At 43.1% G+C, this 17,625-nt stretch carries 13 protein-coding genes and 5 tRNA genes; 16 read left to right on the forward strand and 2 right to left on the reverse strand.

Annotated features, from left to right (window positions below; genetic code table 11):
- The first annotated feature begins 37 nt into the window (after positions 1–37).
- From M1P97_RS11270 to M1P97_RS11300, 7 genes are all read left to right on the forward strand, one after another.
- Positions 38–1,393: a dipeptidase gene (locus M1P97_RS11270; RefSeq protein ID WP_249389127.1), complete on the forward strand. Its 1,356-nt coding sequence runs from the start codon at positions 38–40 to the stop codon at positions 1,391–1,393.
- A complete protein-coding gene (locus M1P97_RS11275) occupies positions 1,390–2,700 on the forward strand; it encodes a DEAD/DEAH box helicase (protein WP_195371588.1) in 1,311 nt (436 codons plus the stop codon). The genes M1P97_RS11270 and M1P97_RS11275 overlap by 4 nt, the downstream gene beginning before the upstream one ends.
- The gene (locus M1P97_RS11280) at positions 2,697–3,953 is read left to right on the forward strand and encodes an amidohydrolase (protein WP_195371585.1); all 1,257 of its coding nucleotides are present in this window, start codon (positions 2,697–2,699) and stop codon (positions 3,951–3,953) included. The genes M1P97_RS11275 and M1P97_RS11280 overlap by 4 nt, the downstream gene beginning before the upstream one ends.
- Before the next feature lie 46 nt (positions 3,954–3,999).
- Positions 4,000–4,821, forward strand: a complete 822-nt coding sequence (locus M1P97_RS11285; RefSeq protein ID WP_249389128.1) for a purine nucleoside phosphorylase I, inosine and guanosine-specific — start codon at positions 4,000–4,002, stop codon at positions 4,819–4,821.
- Positions 4,822–4,956: 135 nt separating this feature from the next.
- Positions 4,957–5,029: transfer RNA gene (locus tag M1P97_RS11290), tRNA-Gly, on the forward strand.
- A gap of 49 nt (positions 5,030–5,078) precedes the next feature.
- Positions 5,079–5,163: transfer RNA gene (locus M1P97_RS11295), tRNA-Leu, on the forward strand.
- A 3-nt stretch (positions 5,164–5,166) separates the two neighbouring features.
- A tRNA-Leu gene (locus M1P97_RS11300) sits at positions 5,167–5,253 on the forward strand.
- A 78-nt stretch (positions 5,254–5,331) separates the two neighbouring features.
- On the opposite strand, the gene M1P97_RS11305 is transcribed toward M1P97_RS11300, so the two are convergent.
- The gene (locus M1P97_RS11305; RefSeq protein ID WP_195371581.1) at positions 5,332–5,856 is read right to left on the reverse strand and encodes a TlpA family protein disulfide reductase; all 525 of its coding nucleotides are present in this window, start codon (positions 5,854–5,856) and stop codon (positions 5,332–5,334) included.
- A gap of 659 nt (positions 5,857–6,515) precedes the next feature.
- On the opposite strand from M1P97_RS11305, the gene M1P97_RS11310 reads away from it, so the two are divergent.
- The 5 genes from M1P97_RS11310 (at position 6,516) to M1P97_RS11330 (ending at position 11,629) form a co-directional block, all read left to right on the forward strand.
- Complete coding sequence (locus M1P97_RS11310; protein WP_195371578.1) at positions 6,516–7,481, forward strand: helix-turn-helix domain-containing protein; 966 nt, start codon at positions 6,516–6,518, stop codon at positions 7,479–7,481.
- A 192-nt stretch (positions 7,482–7,673) separates the two neighbouring features.
- Positions 7,674–7,758 (forward strand) — tRNA-Ser (locus M1P97_RS11315).
- A 68-nt stretch (positions 7,759–7,826) separates the two neighbouring features.
- Positions 7,827–7,914, forward strand: a tRNA-Ser gene (locus tag M1P97_RS11320).
- 197 nt (positions 7,915–8,111) lie between these two features.
- Positions 8,112–9,140 carry a peptide-methionine (R)-S-oxide reductase MsrB gene (gene msrB / locus M1P97_RS11325; RefSeq protein ID WP_394803907.1) on the forward strand — a complete coding sequence of 343 codons (1,029 nt, stop codon included), beginning with the start codon at positions 8,112–8,114 and terminating at the stop codon, positions 9,138–9,140.
- Positions 9,141–9,211: 71 nt separating this feature from the next.
- Positions 9,212–11,629, forward strand: coding sequence for an outer membrane beta-barrel family protein (locus tag M1P97_RS11330; protein ID WP_195371566.1), 2,418 nt, complete (start codon positions 9,212–9,214; stop codon positions 11,627–11,629).
- Positions 11,630–11,636: 7 nt separating this feature from the next.
- Here M1P97_RS11330 and M1P97_RS11335 read toward each other — a convergent pair whose 3' ends face one another.
- Positions 11,637–12,524 carry an AraC family transcriptional regulator gene (locus tag M1P97_RS11335; RefSeq protein ID WP_249389129.1) on the reverse strand — a complete coding sequence of 296 codons (888 nt, stop codon included), beginning with the start codon at positions 12,522–12,524 and terminating at the stop codon, positions 11,637–11,639.
- A gap of 94 nt (positions 12,525–12,618) precedes the next feature.
- Here M1P97_RS11335 and M1P97_RS11340 point away from each other — a divergent pair, with 94 nt between their 5' ends.
- The 4 genes from M1P97_RS11340 (at position 12,619) to rhaD (ending at position 17,545) form a co-directional block, all read left to right on the forward strand.
- Entirely contained in the window at positions 12,619–14,094 is a 1,476-nt protein-coding gene (locus tag M1P97_RS11340) for a rhamnulokinase (protein WP_195371562.1), read from the forward strand.
- A gap of 13 nt (positions 14,095–14,107) precedes the next feature.
- On the forward strand, positions 14,108–15,364 hold the full coding sequence (locus tag M1P97_RS11345; protein WP_195371560.1) for an L-rhamnose isomerase: 1,257 nt from the start codon (positions 14,108–14,110) through the stop codon (positions 15,362–15,364).
- A gap of 4 nt (positions 15,365–15,368) precedes the next feature.
- Complete coding sequence (rhaT, locus tag M1P97_RS11350) at positions 15,369–16,397, forward strand: L-rhamnose/proton symporter RhaT (protein WP_249389130.1); 1,029 nt, start codon at positions 15,369–15,371, stop codon at positions 16,395–16,397.
- A gap of 347 nt (positions 16,398–16,744) precedes the next feature.
- On the forward strand, positions 16,745–17,545 hold the full coding sequence (rhaD, locus tag M1P97_RS11355) for a rhamnulose-1-phosphate aldolase (protein ID WP_249389131.1): 801 nt from the start codon (positions 16,745–16,747) through the stop codon (positions 17,543–17,545).
- The last annotated feature ends 80 nt before the right edge of the window (positions 17,546–17,625 follow it).

Consider the following 17,625-nt stretch of genomic DNA (forward strand, 5'->3'; position numbering starts at 1 on the left):
ATAAAAACGTTAAATTTAAAATTAAATCTCCAGTTTTATGACAGTAAAATCGTATATAGAATCCAATAAAGATCGTTTCCTGGAAGAGCTGTTCAGCTTGATCCGTATTCCGTCAATCAGTGCAAAACACGAACATAAACCGGATATGAAAGCTTGTGCCGAACAGTGGACAGAGTTGTTGTTGTCTTCCGGTGCGGACAAAGCGGTAGTTATGCCCACAGAAGGAAATCCGGTGGTTTATGGTGAAAAGATTATTTCACCGGATGCTCCGACCGTACTTGTTTATGCTCATTACGATGTAATGCCTGCCGAACCGTTGGAGTTGTGGAAAAGCCAGCCGTTTGAACCGGAAATACGCGATGGCCGTATCTGGGCACGTGGGGCCGATGATGATAAAGGCCAGTCGATGATGCAGGTGAAAGGTTTTGAGACAGCGTTGAAACTCGATTTATTGAAATGTAATGTGAAGTTTATCTTTGAAGGAGAAGAAGAGATCGGTTCTCCCAGCTTGGAAACCTTCTGCCGCGAACATAAAGAATTGTTGAAAGCAGATGTGATCCTGGTATCCGATACCAGCATGGTCAGTGCCGAAACACCTTCATTGACAACCGGCCTGCGTGGCCTGGCATATTGGGAAATCGAAGTGACAGGTCCTAATCGTGATTTGCATTCCGGTCATTTCGGTGGGGCAGTAGCTAACCCGATCAATGTATTATGTAAACTGATGGCGGATATAATCGATGCCGACGGACGTATCACGATCCCCGGATTCTATGATGATGTAGAAGAAGTTTCTCCGGCAGAACGGGAGATGATCGCACAGATCCCGTTCAATGAAGAAAAATATAAAGCCGCGATCGGTGTGGATGCCCTGTTCGGTGAAAAAGGATATTCGACGTTGGAAAGGAACAGTTGCCGTCCGTCATTCGATATCTGTGGTATCTGGGGCGGTTATACGGAAGAAGGAAGCAAGACCGTGTTGCCGTCGAAAGCCTATGCAAAAGTTTCCTGCCGGTTGGTTCCGCATCAGGATCATACGAAAATATCTCAGCTATTCGAAGATTATATAAACCAAGTGGCTCCTGCCTGTGTTAAGGTAAAAGTCACACCGAAACACGGTGGACAGGGTTATGTTTGTCCGATCGACCTGCCTGCTTACCAGGCAGCGGAGAGAGCTTGTACGGTTGCTTTCGGAAAGAAGCCGCTGGCTGTACGTCGTGGAGGAAGTATTCCTATTATCTCCACTTTCGAGCAGGTATTAGGTATAAAGACCGTCCTGATGGGCTTCGGGCTCGAACAGAACGCTATTCATTCTCCTAACGAGAGTTGCATGTTGGACTTTTTCTATAAAGGGATTGAATCGGTTGCCGAATTTTATAAAGAATATAAATGACACAAAATGAGATTGTAGCCCGTGCCTTATCGAATACAGGTATCGAGGCGTTGAATGAAATGCAGCAGGCCGTGCTCGATGCCGGTACAACCAAAGATATGGTTTTGCTTAGTCCGACGGGATCAGGTAAAACCCTGGCATTCCTGCTGCCTTTGCTTACTACATTGACTGACGAGGAGAAAAAGATACAAGCGCTTATCATCGCTCCGTCGCGTGAACTGGCTTTACAGATAGAGACGGTATTCCGTTCTCTGGGTGCCGGATATAAGGTGAATTGCTGTTATGGCGGTCATCCGATCCGGACGGAAAAGAAGAGTCTGGAACATGCGCCGACCGTATTGATCGGAACTCCGGGACGAATCCTCGACCATCTGGAACGGGGTAATATCGATTTGGATACTGTCCGGACACTGATTCTGGATGAGTTCGATAAGTCTCTGGAATTAGGCTTTCAGGATGAGATGAAAGACATTCTGGCACACCTTCCGGGCGTGCGTCGCAGGGTGTTGACTTCGGCAACGGAAGCTGTCGAAATACCGCCTTTTACCGGTATTACGGCACCGGTACGTTTGTCATTCCTGACAGGTGTAAAGGAAGCGAAAGGCTTGACTTTGCGTATCGTACAATCTCCAATCAAGGATAAACTGGAAACGCTATACAAACTTTTGGGCGAACTGAAAGGCGAATCGGCTTTGGTGTTCTGTAACCAGCGTGAGTCGGTGGAACGTGTCAGCAATTACTTGACCGAGATGGGGGTGGATAATGAATATTTCCACGGTGGTATGGAACAGCCGGAACGCGAACGGGCTTTGTCGCTTTTCCGTAATGGCAGTGCTTCCGTCTTTATTTCCACCGATCTGGCCTCCCGTGGACTGGATATTCCGGAAGTGAAAAATGTTATTCATTATCATCTCCCGATCAATGAAGAGGCGTTTATCCACCGAAACGGACGAACGGCCCGTATGAATGCGGAAGGAAATGCCTTTATGATCCTGAACGAAGTGGAAACTGTCCCTGAATATATCACCCGTGAACCGGATGAATTTTTCCTGCCGGAGAAGGCTAGGAAACCTCTTCGTTCGGAATGGGTAACACTGACGATCAACCGCGGTAAACGGGACAAGCTGAGTAAAAAGGATGTTGTCGGTTTTCTTTTCCAGAAAGGCGGTTTGGAGAAAGATGATCTCGGCGTAGTCGAAGTAAAGGAAAGTTGTGCTTATGCGGCAGTAAAACGTGATAAGAAAGCAGACTTGCTGGCACGTATCCGCGATGAGAAGATAAAGAATATGAAAGCGAAATTTGTATGAATATATTGATTAAAGAGGTTGAACTGAATGGAATTGCTACCGATATTTATATAGAAAACAAATATATCAAACAGATAGGCGCAAATCTTCCTGTAACAGCCGATACTGTTATAGACGGTCGTCGTAAAGCCGTAATTCCCGGTTTTGTGAATACACATGGTCATGCTGCAATGACCTTGTTTCGTGGTTTTGGTGACGATATGCCGCTGATGCCCTGGCTGGAAGAAAAGATATGGCCTAACGAAGCCAAGCTGACAAAAGAGGATGTTTATTGGGGAGCCAAACTGGCTTGTCTGGAAATGATAAAAAGCGGGACAACCACTTTTTTTGATATGTACCATAAGTTTCATGCAACCGCAGAGGCTGTAGAAGAGATGGGTATCAGAGGCGTTATTTCCAGTGCCTGCTTTGACCACTTTCAACCGGAACTGGCAGAGAAAAGTAAAAAGACCGTCCAGAAGCTTTATGACGAGATGGACAGATACAGCAAGCGTGTTCAGTTTTCTGTCGGTCCGCATGCTATTTATACTGTTTCCGGTGAATTACTACAGTGGGTGCATGCTTTTGCAACAGAACATAATGTTTTGATTCAGTTGCATCTGGCGGAAACGGAAGGAGAAGTGGAAAACTCTGTAAAACAATTCGGACTGACGCCGGTACGTTATCTGTATAAATTGGGTGTATTATCTCCCAAACTACTTATTTCACACGGTATTTATATCGATAATGATGAAATAAGGATGCTGGCAGATCATGGAGTTAAAGTTGCCCATAATCCGGCTTCCAATATGAAGCTGGCATCAGGTATGCACTTCAAGTACAATGAAATGCTGAATGCCGGAATTACAGTCGGACTAGGGACGGACGGTTGTTCTTCCTCTAACAATCTGGATATGGTTGAAGCCATGAAGTTAGCCTCTTTGTTAGGAAAGGCCTGGCGGAAAGATCCGGAAGCTGTTACAGCCGGTGATATCTTTCATTCAGCCACGGAAAGTGGTGCTGTTATTGCAGGTCTTAAAGCAGGTCGGATAATAGAAGGTTATCTTGCCGATTTATCTTTGGTCGATTTGAATATACCTGCATTTACTCCGAACTTCAACTTTATCTCAAACCTGGTGTATGCAGCCAATGGTAATTGTATCGATACGGTTATCTGTAATGGAAAAGTCCTGATGCAAAACAAGAAAGTACCCGGTGAAGATGAGATCATAGAACGTGCGGCTCAAACTGCCTATGATTTAATGAAACGATAAATAATGTGATACGGCAATATGGCAATGTGTCGATAATAGAAATATTATGAACTATACGAACGAACAATATCAGGAAGCGGCAGCGTTTATAGCTGCACGTATTACCGGGAATCCGGAAACAGCTATTATTCTGGGTAGTGGATTAGGGTCTTTAGCCGACCGGATAGAGGAGGCTATTGTTATTCCTTATGCCAAAATCCCTCATTTCATGCATTCGACTGCTGCAGGACATAAAGGAAACTTTATCTGTGGTAAGTTAGGCGGAAAGCAGGTACTTGCCATGCAGGGACGCTTCCATTATTATGAAGGCTATTCCATGCAGCAGGTAACTTTTCCGGTTCGTGTAATGAAGTTGTTGGGTATTAAGAATCTGTTGGTGTCGAATGCTGCCGGTGGAATAAACAATACTTTCAAGGTGGGTGATCTGATGATCATTCGTGACCATATTAATATGATGCCGAACCCGTTGATCGGTCCGAATAATGAGCTGTTTGGAACCCGTTTTCCGGATATGACCCGTGCTTATGATCGCGAATTTGTCCATTTGGTGGAGGAGATTGCCGATTCACACGCCATTCCTTTGAAAAAAGGAGTATATGTCGGATTAACCGGTCCGTCTTTTGAGACTCCTTCCGAATATGCTTTTTATGGTCGCGTAGGAGGGGATGCCATCGGTATGAGTACGGTCCCTGAAGTTATTGTAGCGCGCCACGCCGGGTTAAGAGTATTTGGAATGTCGGTTATCACGAATGAAGGATATCATTTTGCAGACGATTTTGTGAATGACGGAGCTGACGTAATCGTTGCAGCGAACAAGGCTGCAGCTGTTATGACAACTTTGTTCAGTGAATTGGTTTCCTGTATCTGATTTTTTTTCAACTGGAAGTTGCTGTATTAAAATAAGATAGGATTTTGAACGGGTGAAGAAGGAAAAATTAGTATAAAAAAAGTATCTTCCGGTTTTGGAAAATAAAAAAATACCTATATCTTTGCACCCGTTATCGCGAAAGTAGCTCAGTTGGTAGAGCATAACCTTGCCAAGGTTAGGGTCGCGGGTTCGAATCCCGTCTTTCGCTCTCAGATAATAAGAGCGGTAAGAGGCCGCCTTTTTTATATAATGGAAAGGCCCAGGTGGCGGAATTGGTAGACGCGCACGTTTCAGGTGCGTGTGTCGCAAGGCGTGCAGGTTCGAGTCCTGTTCTGGGCACCATTCGCGTAGGTGGTGAAATTGGTATACACGCTACTTTGAGGGGGTAGTGCCGGTTACGGCGTGTGAGTTCGAGTCTCATTCTACGCACCATTCTTATAAAAAGTTGTCCGTAAAATTAATTGTAGAGATTAATTTTACGGACATTTTTGTTTTTATACGGTTACTCTTCTATTTTGATCCTTTAATCTTCTGAATCAACTCTTTGGCGGAAATATCCAGAGATTCAACAGACATCCAGACAACTTTGTTATCCGGATTAATAACATAGATTCGCGGGATTGTATTGTTGGCAAAGAGAGAGAAAACGTCACCATGGGTAGGATCTATATAGAAAGGCATTGTAAATTGATTGTCTTTCCAGTATCTGGATACGGTTTCGGTTGGTTCTTCACGTGAGATCGTTACCAATAAAAATTTAGGGTCGTCTTTTAGTTCTTTCCATACTTCTTCTATCACTGGCAATACCTTTTTGCAGTCAGGGCAATATGTTCCGAAAAACACCAGTAAAGACTCTTTGCCGAGAAACTGTTTAGAGTTGAATGTTTCCTCTTGGGCATCCTCTACGGCAAATGGAGGGACTTGGTCGTTGATATTGACGTAGTTAATGGAGCTTTCGTCTCCATTCTCTTTGATACAGGAAGAAAGTAGGAGAGACAGTGAGAATATGAATAGATATATTTTATTGATATTCATGTGTTGTATAATTTTAGTTTACGAAGATAAACAATGTCTTTTAATCTATGAAAGAAAAAGGGCCGCCGTTTTGTAGATTTCACAACCTGTTATCAAAACGGACAGCCCTTTAAAGCAGCATCCCCTTTTTACCGCTTTATAATTACTGGTTCGCGATAATCTTTGCGATCTTTTTGATAAAAGACGCCTGATAGCAAGTATTTAAGTATATATAAATAGCAAACTGAAAAAAGTAGGAATTTATTTACCGCCTATTTTGATGAATTAGGGAGCCTTCTTGAAAATGTTACGATTTCTGTCATTAAAAATGATAAACTATAATCTTTTAGTTGTTTTGATATAGATAAAATGATGCTGATACTATCCTGAATGTAATACGGGAAAAGATTCCCAATAGGATCATAGTTGCAAATTTGAGGAGCAGCATGTAATTATAAATACTTTATAAACTTTTATGTGAAGAGGGTTATGTATTATTAACGAAGGAACCCCATTTTATAGGGTCGCCCAAATTCAAAGGCTACTTGTTTTATTAGTCTTTTTTTAGATGGCAATTGTCCTATTGTCAGGTTATTAAGAGTCATTTTTATAAGTTCCTTATTTATCTTTGCGTGAGAAAACGGTGAGTCTATTAATATCAAAACTTATAATTCTGTGGCATGAAAAAGGATCTTTTGTATGATAATCTTCTCAATGCGGTCAGAGAGAAAATCCCCCAGAGAACAGTCCTTGTGAATACACTAGTCGATTTGTTGTGTATCGAAAAGGAGGCTGTTTACAGGCGTTTAAGAGGAGAGGTCGCTTTTACATTTGCAGAGATTGTCACAATAGCGAATGAATTCGGAATTTCTTTAGATAATCTGATCGGTACGGTAACAGCAAAAAGCAAACCGTTTCAATTAAAACTGGTAGACTTTGTAAATCCGGTCGATATCGATTACGAAATGCTTGAGCAATATATTGATATACTTGGTTTGGCACGTGAGGATGAGCAATCTGAACTAATCGATTGTACGAATATCCTTCCGCAACAACTCTATATGAAATATAAGTATATCTCCCGTTTTTATCTTTTCAAGTGGATGTATCAGTGTGGAGGTCCCGGAAAGTCAAAACGTTTTCAGGACATTGATGTAACGGAACGTTTTGAAGGAATACAGTTGGCAGGGGTAGGCGAGTCGAGATACATCCGGAATACTTACTACATACTTGATCCTTTGATTTTTCATTATTTGGTGAATGATATCAATTATTTTCAGAGCATCCATCTGATTACAGTTGAAGAAGTAAGATTGCTGAAAGAAGAGTTGTTGAGGCTTCTCAATGAAATGGAAGCACTAGCTACCCATGGCTATTTTGAGGAGACCGGAAATAAAGTTTTTCTTTATATATCGAGCGTTAATTTTGATACTAGTTATTGGTGTGTACAGGTGAAAAATTATCATATAAGTATGATAAAAACCTTTATACTCAGTTCGGTAGCTTCGCTTGATGAAGGTACTTACGATAAGTTACGCAAATGGCTACGTGCGCTGATCCGTTCTTCTATTATGATTTCGGTAAGTGGAGAAAGACAACGAATACTATTTTTTGAAAAGCAACGCGAACTGATCTGTAACTTATAATACTAAGATTATAAGAAACTTAAATGATATGAGGAAGCTTTGTATCAATTGAAAAAGAAAAAAATATAGAAAATAGTTCCTAAATATTTGGAACGTATTATTCTTTTCTCTACTTTTGCACCCGTAAACAAGAGAGGCCAAGGCATTGAAAAGCAAGACTGGAAAAGGTTTTGGCGTTAATTTTGATTTATTGGAGAGATGGCAGAGTGGTCGATTGCGGCGGTCTTGAAAACCGTTGAACCGAGAGGTTCCTGGGGTTCGAATCCCTATCTCTCCGCAAAGCAGCATAAAAGCTGCTTTTTTATTTTATGGAGGGCTGTATGTCCTTCTCCAACCTTCCCAAAAGGAGAGATGCTCGAGTGGTTGAAGAGGCACGCCTGGAAAGCGTGTAAACCCCTAAAGGGTTTCGCGGGTTCGAATCCCGCTCTCTCCGCGTAATTCCTTTTATTCCTATCATTTTATCTATTTTAAATTATCAGATATCCGGGGATTGTTAACCTTTCGGGGCTAATTTTTGTTTTATATTTGTGTGTAACATTCTTTTCAGAGAATAGGAATACAAATCATATATATTCAAGATTTATGAAGAATGTAGTTATAGCTCTAGTATTAATGATAAGTGGTGTATTTATGTGTAATGCACAAAATGAAACAAGTAAAAAATCAAATAAACAAAATGATATGTCAATGAAGAATCTAAGTGAAATATACTTTGCAGGAGGTTGTTTCTGGGGCACAGAGCATTTCATGAAACAGATCAACGGTGTGAAAAGTACAGAAGTGGGTTATGCCAACGGTCATACGACAAATCCGACCTATCAGCAAGTTTGTACAGGTGATACAGGTTTTGCCGAAACCGTAAAAGTAAGTTATGATCCACAGGAAGTAGACCTTGCACTTCTGATAGACCTCTATTTTAAGACGATCGATCCGACCAGCCTGAATCGCCAAGGAGGTGATCGAGGTACACAATACCGTACTGGAATTTACTATACTGACAAAAATAATTTGCCAATAATAGTGCAGGTAATAAAAGATTTGTCCGTAAACTATAAGAAACCGATTGTAGTCGAAGTGGAGCCTTTGTCTAATTTCTATAAAGCAGAGGGATATCATCAGGATTACTTGGATAAAAATCCGGGAGGATATTGTCATATCGATCCGTCATTGTTTGAGTATGCCAAAAAAGCGAATGTCCATGCAGTCAAAGGGGTTACTTACCAGAAACCGGATGATGCCACTTTGCGTAAGACATTATCGGACGAGCAGTATGCCGTAACCCAAAAGAACGCAACCGAACATCCTTTCCGTAACGAATATTGGAATGAATTCCGCGAAGGTATTTATGTCGATATTACCACAGGAGAACCTTTGTTTATATCTGCCGATAAATTCGATTCCGGTTGCGGTTGGCCCAGCTTTTCTAAACCAATCGACAAGAATTTGATAAAGGAAAACCTCGATAAATCCCATGGAATGACACGGGTAGAAGTGCGCAGTCATACAGGTGATGCTCACTTGGGACATGTGTTTACCGATGGTCCGTCCGAACTGGGTGGATTACGTTATTGCATTAATAGTGCTTCCCTGCGGTTTATTCCCAAAGATAAAATGGAAGAGGAGGGATATGGCAAATATCTGCATTTATTAGAGAAATAGCCTGAATAATTGCAAAGAAGTGATGAAAATACTATCTTCGTGACTTGTTAACAATTGACTGATGTGAAGAAATGAAGAAGTGTTTTTATCTCATTGTGACCTTATTGTGTGTGTCTCTGTCTGCAACTGCTGCTCCGATATCCCGTATTAAGGGAAAAATTGTGGATGCCGGGACCAATAAGCCATTAGATTTTGCAGATGTTCTCCTTTTTAAGAAAGGAGATACTAATCCTGTGTTCCATGCTTTACCCGATATGGATGGTAGCTTTGGAATTGCAGAAGTAAAAAACGGTGAATATAGCCTGATGATCCGTCTGGTAGGTTACGACCTGTTTACCCGGCCGGATATTGTCTTATCCTCTTCGTCTTCAGTGGTCGATCTGGGTACGATTGCCATGAATCCGCTGGAAGTAGGCCTGGCAGAGGTTGAAGTGGTAGCCCAAAAGAAGCAGGTAATATACAAACTGGATAAGAAAGTGATCGAAGCTTCGTCGAATATGCTGGCAAGCGGCGGTACGGCTGTCGATATCTTGGAGAATACACCGTCTATCCGTGTAGATGCAGAAGGGGAAGTATCCTTCCGCGGAAGCACAGGATTTACAGTTTATGTGGACGGAAAGCCAAGTGTATTCAGTGGTACGCAGGCTTTGGAACAAATACCTTCCGGACATATTGAAAACATAGAGATCATCACAACGCCCTCTGCGCGGCATGATACGGGAGGCGATGTGGGTATCATCAATATTATTACAAAGAAGCATGCACAACATGGGTTCAGCGGTATGGTCAACCTGACCGGAAGTACTTTTCTCTCTCGGGGGGTAGACTTCTTACTAACCCAGCAGAACAAAGCTTCCCGTTTGTATTTCGGAGGTGGATGGACCGACCGTTTGCGTAAAAGCCATTTCGATCAGGAAAAGACAACGATCGTAGCCGATACAGCAACGACATCACATTCCAACGGTCCACGCGAAAGTAATAACTTCAACTATTCTCTGAAAGCCGGCTGGATGTATACATTACCTAACACAACCTTCAATGTAGATCTGGAAGGTGGCTACGGCGGACGTACCCGCAAAGGAGACCTGGATTATACCGAAGAACGTGTAGTCGATGATAAACCTTTTGCTAACGGCGATTATTACAGTCGCGACGATTACGATCTCCACGAAACATATTTCCAGGGAAACGTAGGCTTCGATCATAAATTCAATGATAAAGGTCACCAACTGACCGGTAGCTTTTACCTCAAATATGGTGGCGATGCCATGGAATATTTCCAGAGCGACCTGTTCAATAAAAAGAATGAACGTGAACAAGGTCACCGTGCCTGGGAAGACGAACATCGTTGGACGGTGCGTGGGAACCTTGATTACATCTATCCGTATAGCAAGACCGGACATATCGAAGCCGGTTACCAATATTTTTCTTATCTGGAGGATGGCGATTACAGCATGCAGTTCTGGAGTCCGGAGAAAAAAGAATTCTACTGGCGCGATGATATTTATAATACCTTCTATTTCCAGCACGGGATCAATTCGATCTATGCTATTGTGGGGGATAGTTATAAATCATTCGATTTTCAGGCAGGGGTAAGAGGGGAACATACACACCGTGTGCTTCGTAGTTCTATCCCCGGCAAGGATCGTGAATATAATAAGTTCGAATTCTTCCCTTCAGTTCATTTAGGATATACTTTCCCGAAAGATCATAAACTGATGGCTTCCTATTCACGCCGTATCACGCGACCGGAGCTTTTCTTTATGGAACCTTATATTACTTATCGCGATTACTACTCTGCGGAGATCGGTAATCCGGATATCCGTTCCGAATACATTAACTCCTTTGAACTCAACTATAAGAAGAATATAGGCGAACATACCGTTTCCGCCACAGTGTTCCATCGTAGCCGTAAAGATAAGATCGAACGTCTGCGTGTCCCTTATGAAGCAGGTGTAACGCTCGACTCTATGGCCAATGTCGGTCACGATTATTCGACCGGGCTGGAACTGAGCGGCCAGGTGCAGTTGACCCATTGGTGGAATGTGAATCTGAACGGTAGCCTGTATCATTATAAAGTAAAGAACCAGTATAAGTTGAACGGCACGAACGAAAAAAGTACCAACTACGATATTATTTGGAACAATGCTTTTGATCTGGGTAAATCCACCCGTGTCCAATTGGATGGAAACTTTGTGGGGCCTTCTGTTACTACTCAGGGACGTACGGATGCTTTCTGGTATGTCAACCTGGCGGTCCGTCAGCAGTTGATGAAACGTAAACTTTCGGCTACACTGGTTTTTCGTGACGTTTTCAACTCGGCCCGTTATGTAAGTAAGATCACCACATCCGACTTGCAATCGATTACTCGCATCCGTCCGAATTATCCGCTTATTACTCTGACGTTAAGTTACACCTTCAATAACTTTAAAGCAAAATCTTCGCAGAAGAAGGAAGATCACGACCTCTTTGAAGGAACGAATCATTAATACAAATCTAATGTGCCCTCTCCCTGAACTCGGAGGGCGTAACGCCCTCTTTCTTTTTGAAGAAGGTGGAGAACTGACCGGCGTTTTCGAACTTCAGGTTATAAGCGATTTCCGATATATTCAGATTGCTCCCCGTAAGAAGTTCTTTTGCTCTCAGCAATTTTTGCTGCAACTGATACTGGGCGGGTGAAACGCCTGTATATTCTTTGAACATCCGGCGGAACCAGGAATAACCTAATCCTAATTGTGAGGCGATCTCTTCTGGTGACATCGGATTCTCTATCTGCTCTTTCATCAGGATACGAGCTTCGTTGATCTTGTCTACTACATATGTATTCGTGAACGAACTATTCTTCTTTTTATAATAAACCGTTCCTAATATATGAAGTACGATGCTCGATATCATCTGCTGATATCCTGATTTTTCTTGTGAGGCAAACTTTAATATATCTTCATATAATCCTACAATAGTTGCACTTAATCCTATTTTGTGAAGCGGTTCTTCTTTCGTGAAGAAACGTTTCTCTACTCGTTTATCTATATGTATTCCCCGGAAACCGACCCAATATTCATCCCATCCGCTGTCTTTGTCCGGATAATAGCTATGCCATTCTCCGGGAAAGAGCAAGATCATGGTTCCTGCATTTATTTTCTGCATCTTGCAGGATTGGGAAGAGAAGTAACCACTTCCCTTCGTTATATAAACAAGCTGATATTCGTTCAGGATACGTCCTGTCTGCGGTTTGAAATTATAACTTTCCGGATGGCAGGATAACGGGTACTGACTTTTAGGTGGGATAAATTGATAACCAATGGTGGTAACAACAATTCCCCAGTCTTCGTCTGATGTTCCGATGGTAAGATAACGCAGTTGGTCGCTGATGTGTTTATTCATGTCAGAATTGAAAGGTTTAAAATCATTTTCGTAAGCAAATATAGTAATTAACCATATACTTTTGCTATCAATAAACAAATAACTTTGTTATATCATGAAGAAACATACCTTTTTAGCGTTTGATATAGGTGCAACCAGCGGACGAGCTGTCTTGGTAGTACTAATTAATGGCAAATTTGAAATGCGGGAGATTCATCGTTTCCCAAATAACCTGCTCGAATTACATGGAAAATACTATTGGAATATATACAATCTGTATGAAGAACTAAAGAAAAGTCTTTCGCTTTGTGCACAGCAACAGATCATACCCGACTCGATCGGTATCGACACCTGGGGAGTCGATTTTGGTTATCTGGCCCCGGACGGTACTTTATTGGGATTACCCCGGGCCTATCGTGACCCGTATACGGAAGGGATACCGGAGAAATACTTTCAGCGGGTTTCGCGTGAAGAAGTGTATCGTCTGACCGGTATTCAAATTATGAACTTCAATAGTCTTTTTCAACTCTATTCTGCCCGACAGGAGGAATTTGCACCTTTGAAAAATGCTAAAGAAATACTTTTTATACCTGATCTATTGTCTTATCTATTAACGGGTAACAAAGTCTGTGAATATACCGATGCTTCCACATCCCAGCTATTGAACCCGGTTACCCGACAATTTGAAGCCTCTTTGCTGGAAGCCGCGGGGGTATCGCCTTCTATCGTGCGGCAGGTGGTATTACCCGGAACACTTGTAGGCGAATTGACAGATGCACTGGCTGAAGAGACCGGTGTCGGTAAAGTACCTGTGATTGCTGTGGCAGGTCACGATACGGCATCGGCAGTAGCTGCTGTTCCTGCTCAGGATATACATTTTGCTTATTTAAGCAGTGGTACCTGGAGCTTGATGGGGATCGAGTCGGAAAAACCTATAATTACAAAAGAATCATACGAAAATAATTTCACGAACGAAGGTGGTATTGAAGGTACGATCCGGTTTCTGAAGAATATTACGGCTATGTGGCTGTTGGAACAATGCCGGAAGGAATGGGAAAAGGCCGGTCGTACTTATACATATCCGGAGATCGTACAGATGGCCGGGCAGGCAGTGCCTTTTGTACGTTTCGTTAATCCGGATGATCCCCGTTTTGCCAATCCATCCTGCATGACTAAAGCCATTGTAGAGTATTGTGAAGAAACAGGGCAACCAATACCGGTAACGGATGCCGAGTTTATCCGTTGTATCTTCGAGAGTCTGGCACTTCGTTATAATGAAGTGATCCGTATGCTGAAAGAGATGGCTCCTTTCCGTATCGACTGTCTGCATGTGATAGGGGGAGGTTCAAAAAATGCTTTATTAAACCAATTTACAGCGAATGCAATCGGTATGCCTGTGATAGCCGGCCCGTCGGAAGCGACGGCTATCGGAAATGCGATGATACAGGCACGCTCGGCAGGTATTGTCTCCACCCGTTGGGAAATGCGCCGGTTGATAGCCGGATCCGTTCATACGGAAACATTCCTGCCACAGGAAGAAATAATCTGGAAAGAAGTCTATGAAAGATATATTGAAATAGTAAAACGATAAAAAGAAGAATATCATGAACACAGAAAAGAATGTAAAACAGGCTTTTGATTTGGCGGCAGAACGTTATGCAGCCTTGAATGTCGATGTAAACAGTGCATTGGAGAAATTGCAAAAAATCAGCCTGTCGCTTCATTGCTGGCAGGCGGATGATGTGACGGGCTTTGAAAACCCAGATGGATCGCTTTCGGGAGGTATACAGGTGACAGGTAATTATCCCGGTAAAGCCCGGAATATAGACGAGTTGCGTGCCGATGTGTTGAAAGCGAACTCGTTTATCCCCGGTACCCATCGATTGAACCTGCATGAGATATACGGTGACTTCGGCGGAAAGAAAGTAGACCGTGATGAAGTGGAGCCGGCTCATTTCCTGAGTTGGATGGAATGGGGGAAAGAAAACAATATGAAACTCGATTTTAATTCTACTTCTTTCTCTCATCCGAAGAGCGGGAACCTGACATTGGCTAATCCGGACAAATCGATCCGGGATTTCTGGATCGAACATACGAAACGTTGCCGTGCTGTCAGTGAAGCGATGGGGGAATTCCAAAATGATCCTTGTATGATGAACCTGTGGATACATGACGGTTCGAAAGAGGTGCCGGCCAGCCGTATCAAATATCGTCAGTTGCTGAAAGATTCATTGGACGAGATATTTACAACCGATTACAAACATATGAAAGACTGTATCGAAGCCAAACTGTTCGGTATCGGTCTGGAAAGTTATACAGTAGGCTCTTATGATTTCTACCTGGGGTATGGCGCGAAGAACAACAAGATCGTAACGTTGGATACCGGCCATTTCCATCTGACGGAAAGTATTGCCGACAAGATTTCGTCGATGTTGTTGTTTACTCCGGAGATCATGCTTCATGTAAGTCGCCCGATCCGTTGGGACAGCGACCATGTAGTTATCCTTAGTGATGATTTGTTGGATCTTTCCCGCGAGATAATCCGTTGCAATGCGTTGGATCGTGTACATATCGGTCTTGATTATTTCGATGCAACGATCAATCGGATCGGAGCTTATGTGATCGGATGCCGTGCCACTCAAAAAGCATTCTTGCAAGCCTTGCTTGAACCGTCTGCCACGTTGCAACAGTATGAAGCCGAAGATAAATTATTTGAACGTCTGGCTCTGCAGGAAGAATTAAAGAGCCTTCCATGGAATGCCGTATGGGATATGTTCTGCCTGAAAAACGATGTACCCGTAGGTGAAGACTATATCGGTGAGATAGAAAAATATGAAGCGCAGGTAACAAGCAAGCGGTAGTAATATGAATATATTAATAGGTTTATTAATTATTGCCGTCGGCAGTTTCGGGCAAAGCAGTTCGTATGTGCCGATCAATAAGGTGAAGAACTGGAGCTGGGAAAGTTTCTGGCTGATACAGGGCATTTTTGCCTGGCTTGTCTTTCCATATCTGGGGGCACAGCTGGCTATTCCGGAAGGACAGAGCCTGGCAGAGTTATGGAGCGCCGGAGGTAGTACCGGTGCTCTGATCTACGGAATGCTGTGGGGAGTCGGAGGTTTGACCTTCGGTCTTAGCATGCGCTATCTGGGAATTGCCTTGGGACAAAGTATTGCCTTGGGAACCTGCGCCGGTTTCGGTACGCTTTTTCCGGCAGTATTCGGAGGAACGGATTTATTTCATGGTGACGGATTGATTCTTTTACTGGGTGTTTGCGTAACGTTGGCTGGCATCGCAGTGATAGGTTATGCCGGTAGCCTGCGTGCCCGCAACATGACGGACGAGGAGAAGAAGGCGGCCGTGAAAGACTTTGCCCTGACAAAAGGATTGCTGGTTGCGCTATTGGCGGGTGTGATGAGCGCCTGTTTTAATCTGGGGCTTGAATCCGGAACTCCGATACTGGAAAAGGCAAAGACCTCTGGAGCCAGCGAATTGTTTGCTTTGAATCCTGTGATCCTGTTGGTTACAATGGGTGGCTTCCTGACAAATGCTGTTTACTGTATATTTCAGAATATTAAAAATAAATCGGGAAAGGATTATTTCTCCGTTACAGGAAAGATATTACTGAATAATGTCTTATTTTGTGTATTGGCCGGTGTCCTGTGGTATTCGCAGTTCTTCGGATTGGGGATGGGGAAAAGCTATTTTGCAGACTCACCTGTCATGCTTGCTTTTTCGTGGAGTATCCTGATGTCGCTGAATGTCATATTCAGTAATGTGTGGGGTATCGTACTGAACGAATGGAAAGGTGTCAGCAGGAAAACGATTATTGTTTTAGTATCCGGGATGTGTATCCTGATATTTTCATTGTTATTACCCAACTTATTAGGATAATAAATAACAAAAACGATCGTTGGCAATACTCCCGAAGGCTTGTGAGTGGCAAAAATGATCGTTGGCAATACTTCTGAGGCCTTGTGAGTGGCAAAAACAATCGTTGGCTATACTTCCGAGGCCTTGTGAGTGATAAAAACAATTGTTGGGGATACTTCCAAGAGCTTGTGAGTGGCAAAAACGATCGTTGGCAATACATCCAATCCCTCCGGAGCTAAAAAACGATCGTTTTCATAACTCCGGAAGCCTTGGACGGCCTGACAACGAAGTATAACCCGGAAAAATCTGCATCGACAGAGAATTGAACAATAATTTTAATACAATTTTTAAATTACATCAAATAAAAAATGACAACAATTAGAAACAACAGCCCTCTGATGGCTGAAATAGGACGTATCGCCGAAGTGGCCGGTTATCTTTGGACAAAAGGATGGGCCGAACGTAACGGCGGGAATATATCTGTAAACTTGACCGGTTTGCTGACTGACGACGAAATGGCATTACCGGCACTGGCCCCGGCTATCGAATTGCAGGAAGCGATGGCCTCCCTCGGTGGAAATGTGTTTTATGTTACCGGAACAGGTAAACGCATGCGTTATGTGGCACAAGATCCCTTTGCCAACGGTGCGCTGATACGTATAGCAGCCGATGGGAAAAGTTATGATATCATTGCCGAACAACCTGTCAGGCCAACATCTGAATTACCTTCTCACCTGATGATGCATAATTATCTTCGTTCGTTGGGACGCGACAACAGAGTCGTTCTGCATACCCATCCGACCGAACTGATCGGTATGACGCATTGCAAACCTTTCCTCGAATCGAAAGTGCTGACCCGTACTTTGTGGAGTATGATCCCCGAATGTCGTATTATCGTGCCGAAAGGAGTAGGGATTGTCCCTTATGAAATCCCCGGAACGATTGAATTGGCGCATGCCACGATCCGGCAACTCGAAAAGCATGATGTCGTATTTTGGGAAAAACACGGGATACTGGCAGTGGGTGAAGACCTGATCGAATGCTTCGATGCTATCGATACGCTGAGTAAATCAGCCCAAATCTATATCAGTGCCCGTATGGCCGGATATGAACCGGTAGGAATGACCGACCAGCAACTGGACGATCTCGTTCCTGCTTTTGGATTATAAATATAAATGATATGAAGACGGTGTGTCGGAAATACGTTTCTGACACATCTTCCGATTATTCAGACTAGTTTGTGAAAAAG

The sequence above is a fragment of the Parabacteroides leei genome (genome assembly GCF_023369805.1).
GTDB classification, from domain to species: Bacteria; Bacteroidota; Bacteroidia; order Bacteroidales; family Tannerellaceae; genus Parabacteroides; species Parabacteroides leei.

Excerpts from the sequence above, each read along its gene's own strand:
- M1P97_RS11270 (WP_249389127.1), top strand. The coding sequence starts at position 38 with ATGACAGTAAAATCGTATATAGAATCCAATAAAGATCGTTTCCTGGAA.
- M1P97_RS11275 (WP_195371588.1), top strand. The coding sequence starts at position 1,390 with ATGACACAAAATGAGATTGTAGCCCGTGCCTTATCGAATACAGGTATC.
- M1P97_RS11280 (WP_195371585.1), top strand. The coding sequence starts at position 2,697 with ATGAATATATTGATTAAAGAGGTTGAACTGAATGGAATTGCTACCGAT.
- M1P97_RS11285 (WP_249389128.1), top strand. The coding sequence starts at position 4,000 with ATGAACTATACGAACGAACAATATCAGGAAGCGGCAGCGTTTATAGCT.
- M1P97_RS11305 (WP_195371581.1), bottom strand. The coding sequence starts at position 5,856 with ATGAATATCAATAAAATATATCTATTCATATTCTCACTGTCTCTCCTA.
- M1P97_RS11310 (WP_195371578.1), top strand. The coding sequence starts at position 6,516 with ATGAAAAAGGATCTTTTGTATGATAATCTTCTCAATGCGGTCAGAGAG.
- msrB (WP_394803907.1), top strand. The coding sequence starts at position 8,112 with ATGTGTAATGCACAAAATGAAACAAGTAAAAAATCAAATAAACAAAAT.
- M1P97_RS11330 (WP_195371566.1), top strand. The coding sequence starts at position 9,212 with ATGAAGAAGTGTTTTTATCTCATTGTGACCTTATTGTGTGTGTCTCTG.
- M1P97_RS11335 (WP_249389129.1), bottom strand. The coding sequence starts at position 12,524 with ATGAATAAACACATCAGCGACCAACTGCGTTATCTTACCATCGGAACA.
- M1P97_RS11340 (WP_195371562.1), top strand. The coding sequence starts at position 12,619 with ATGAAGAAACATACCTTTTTAGCGTTTGATATAGGTGCAACCAGCGGA.
- M1P97_RS11345 (WP_195371560.1), top strand. The coding sequence starts at position 14,108 with ATGAACACAGAAAAGAATGTAAAACAGGCTTTTGATTTGGCGGCAGAA.
- rhaT (WP_249389130.1), top strand. The coding sequence starts at position 15,369 with ATGAATATATTAATAGGTTTATTAATTATTGCCGTCGGCAGTTTCGGG.
- rhaD (WP_249389131.1), top strand. The coding sequence starts at position 16,745 with ATGACAACAATTAGAAACAACAGCCCTCTGATGGCTGAAATAGGACGT.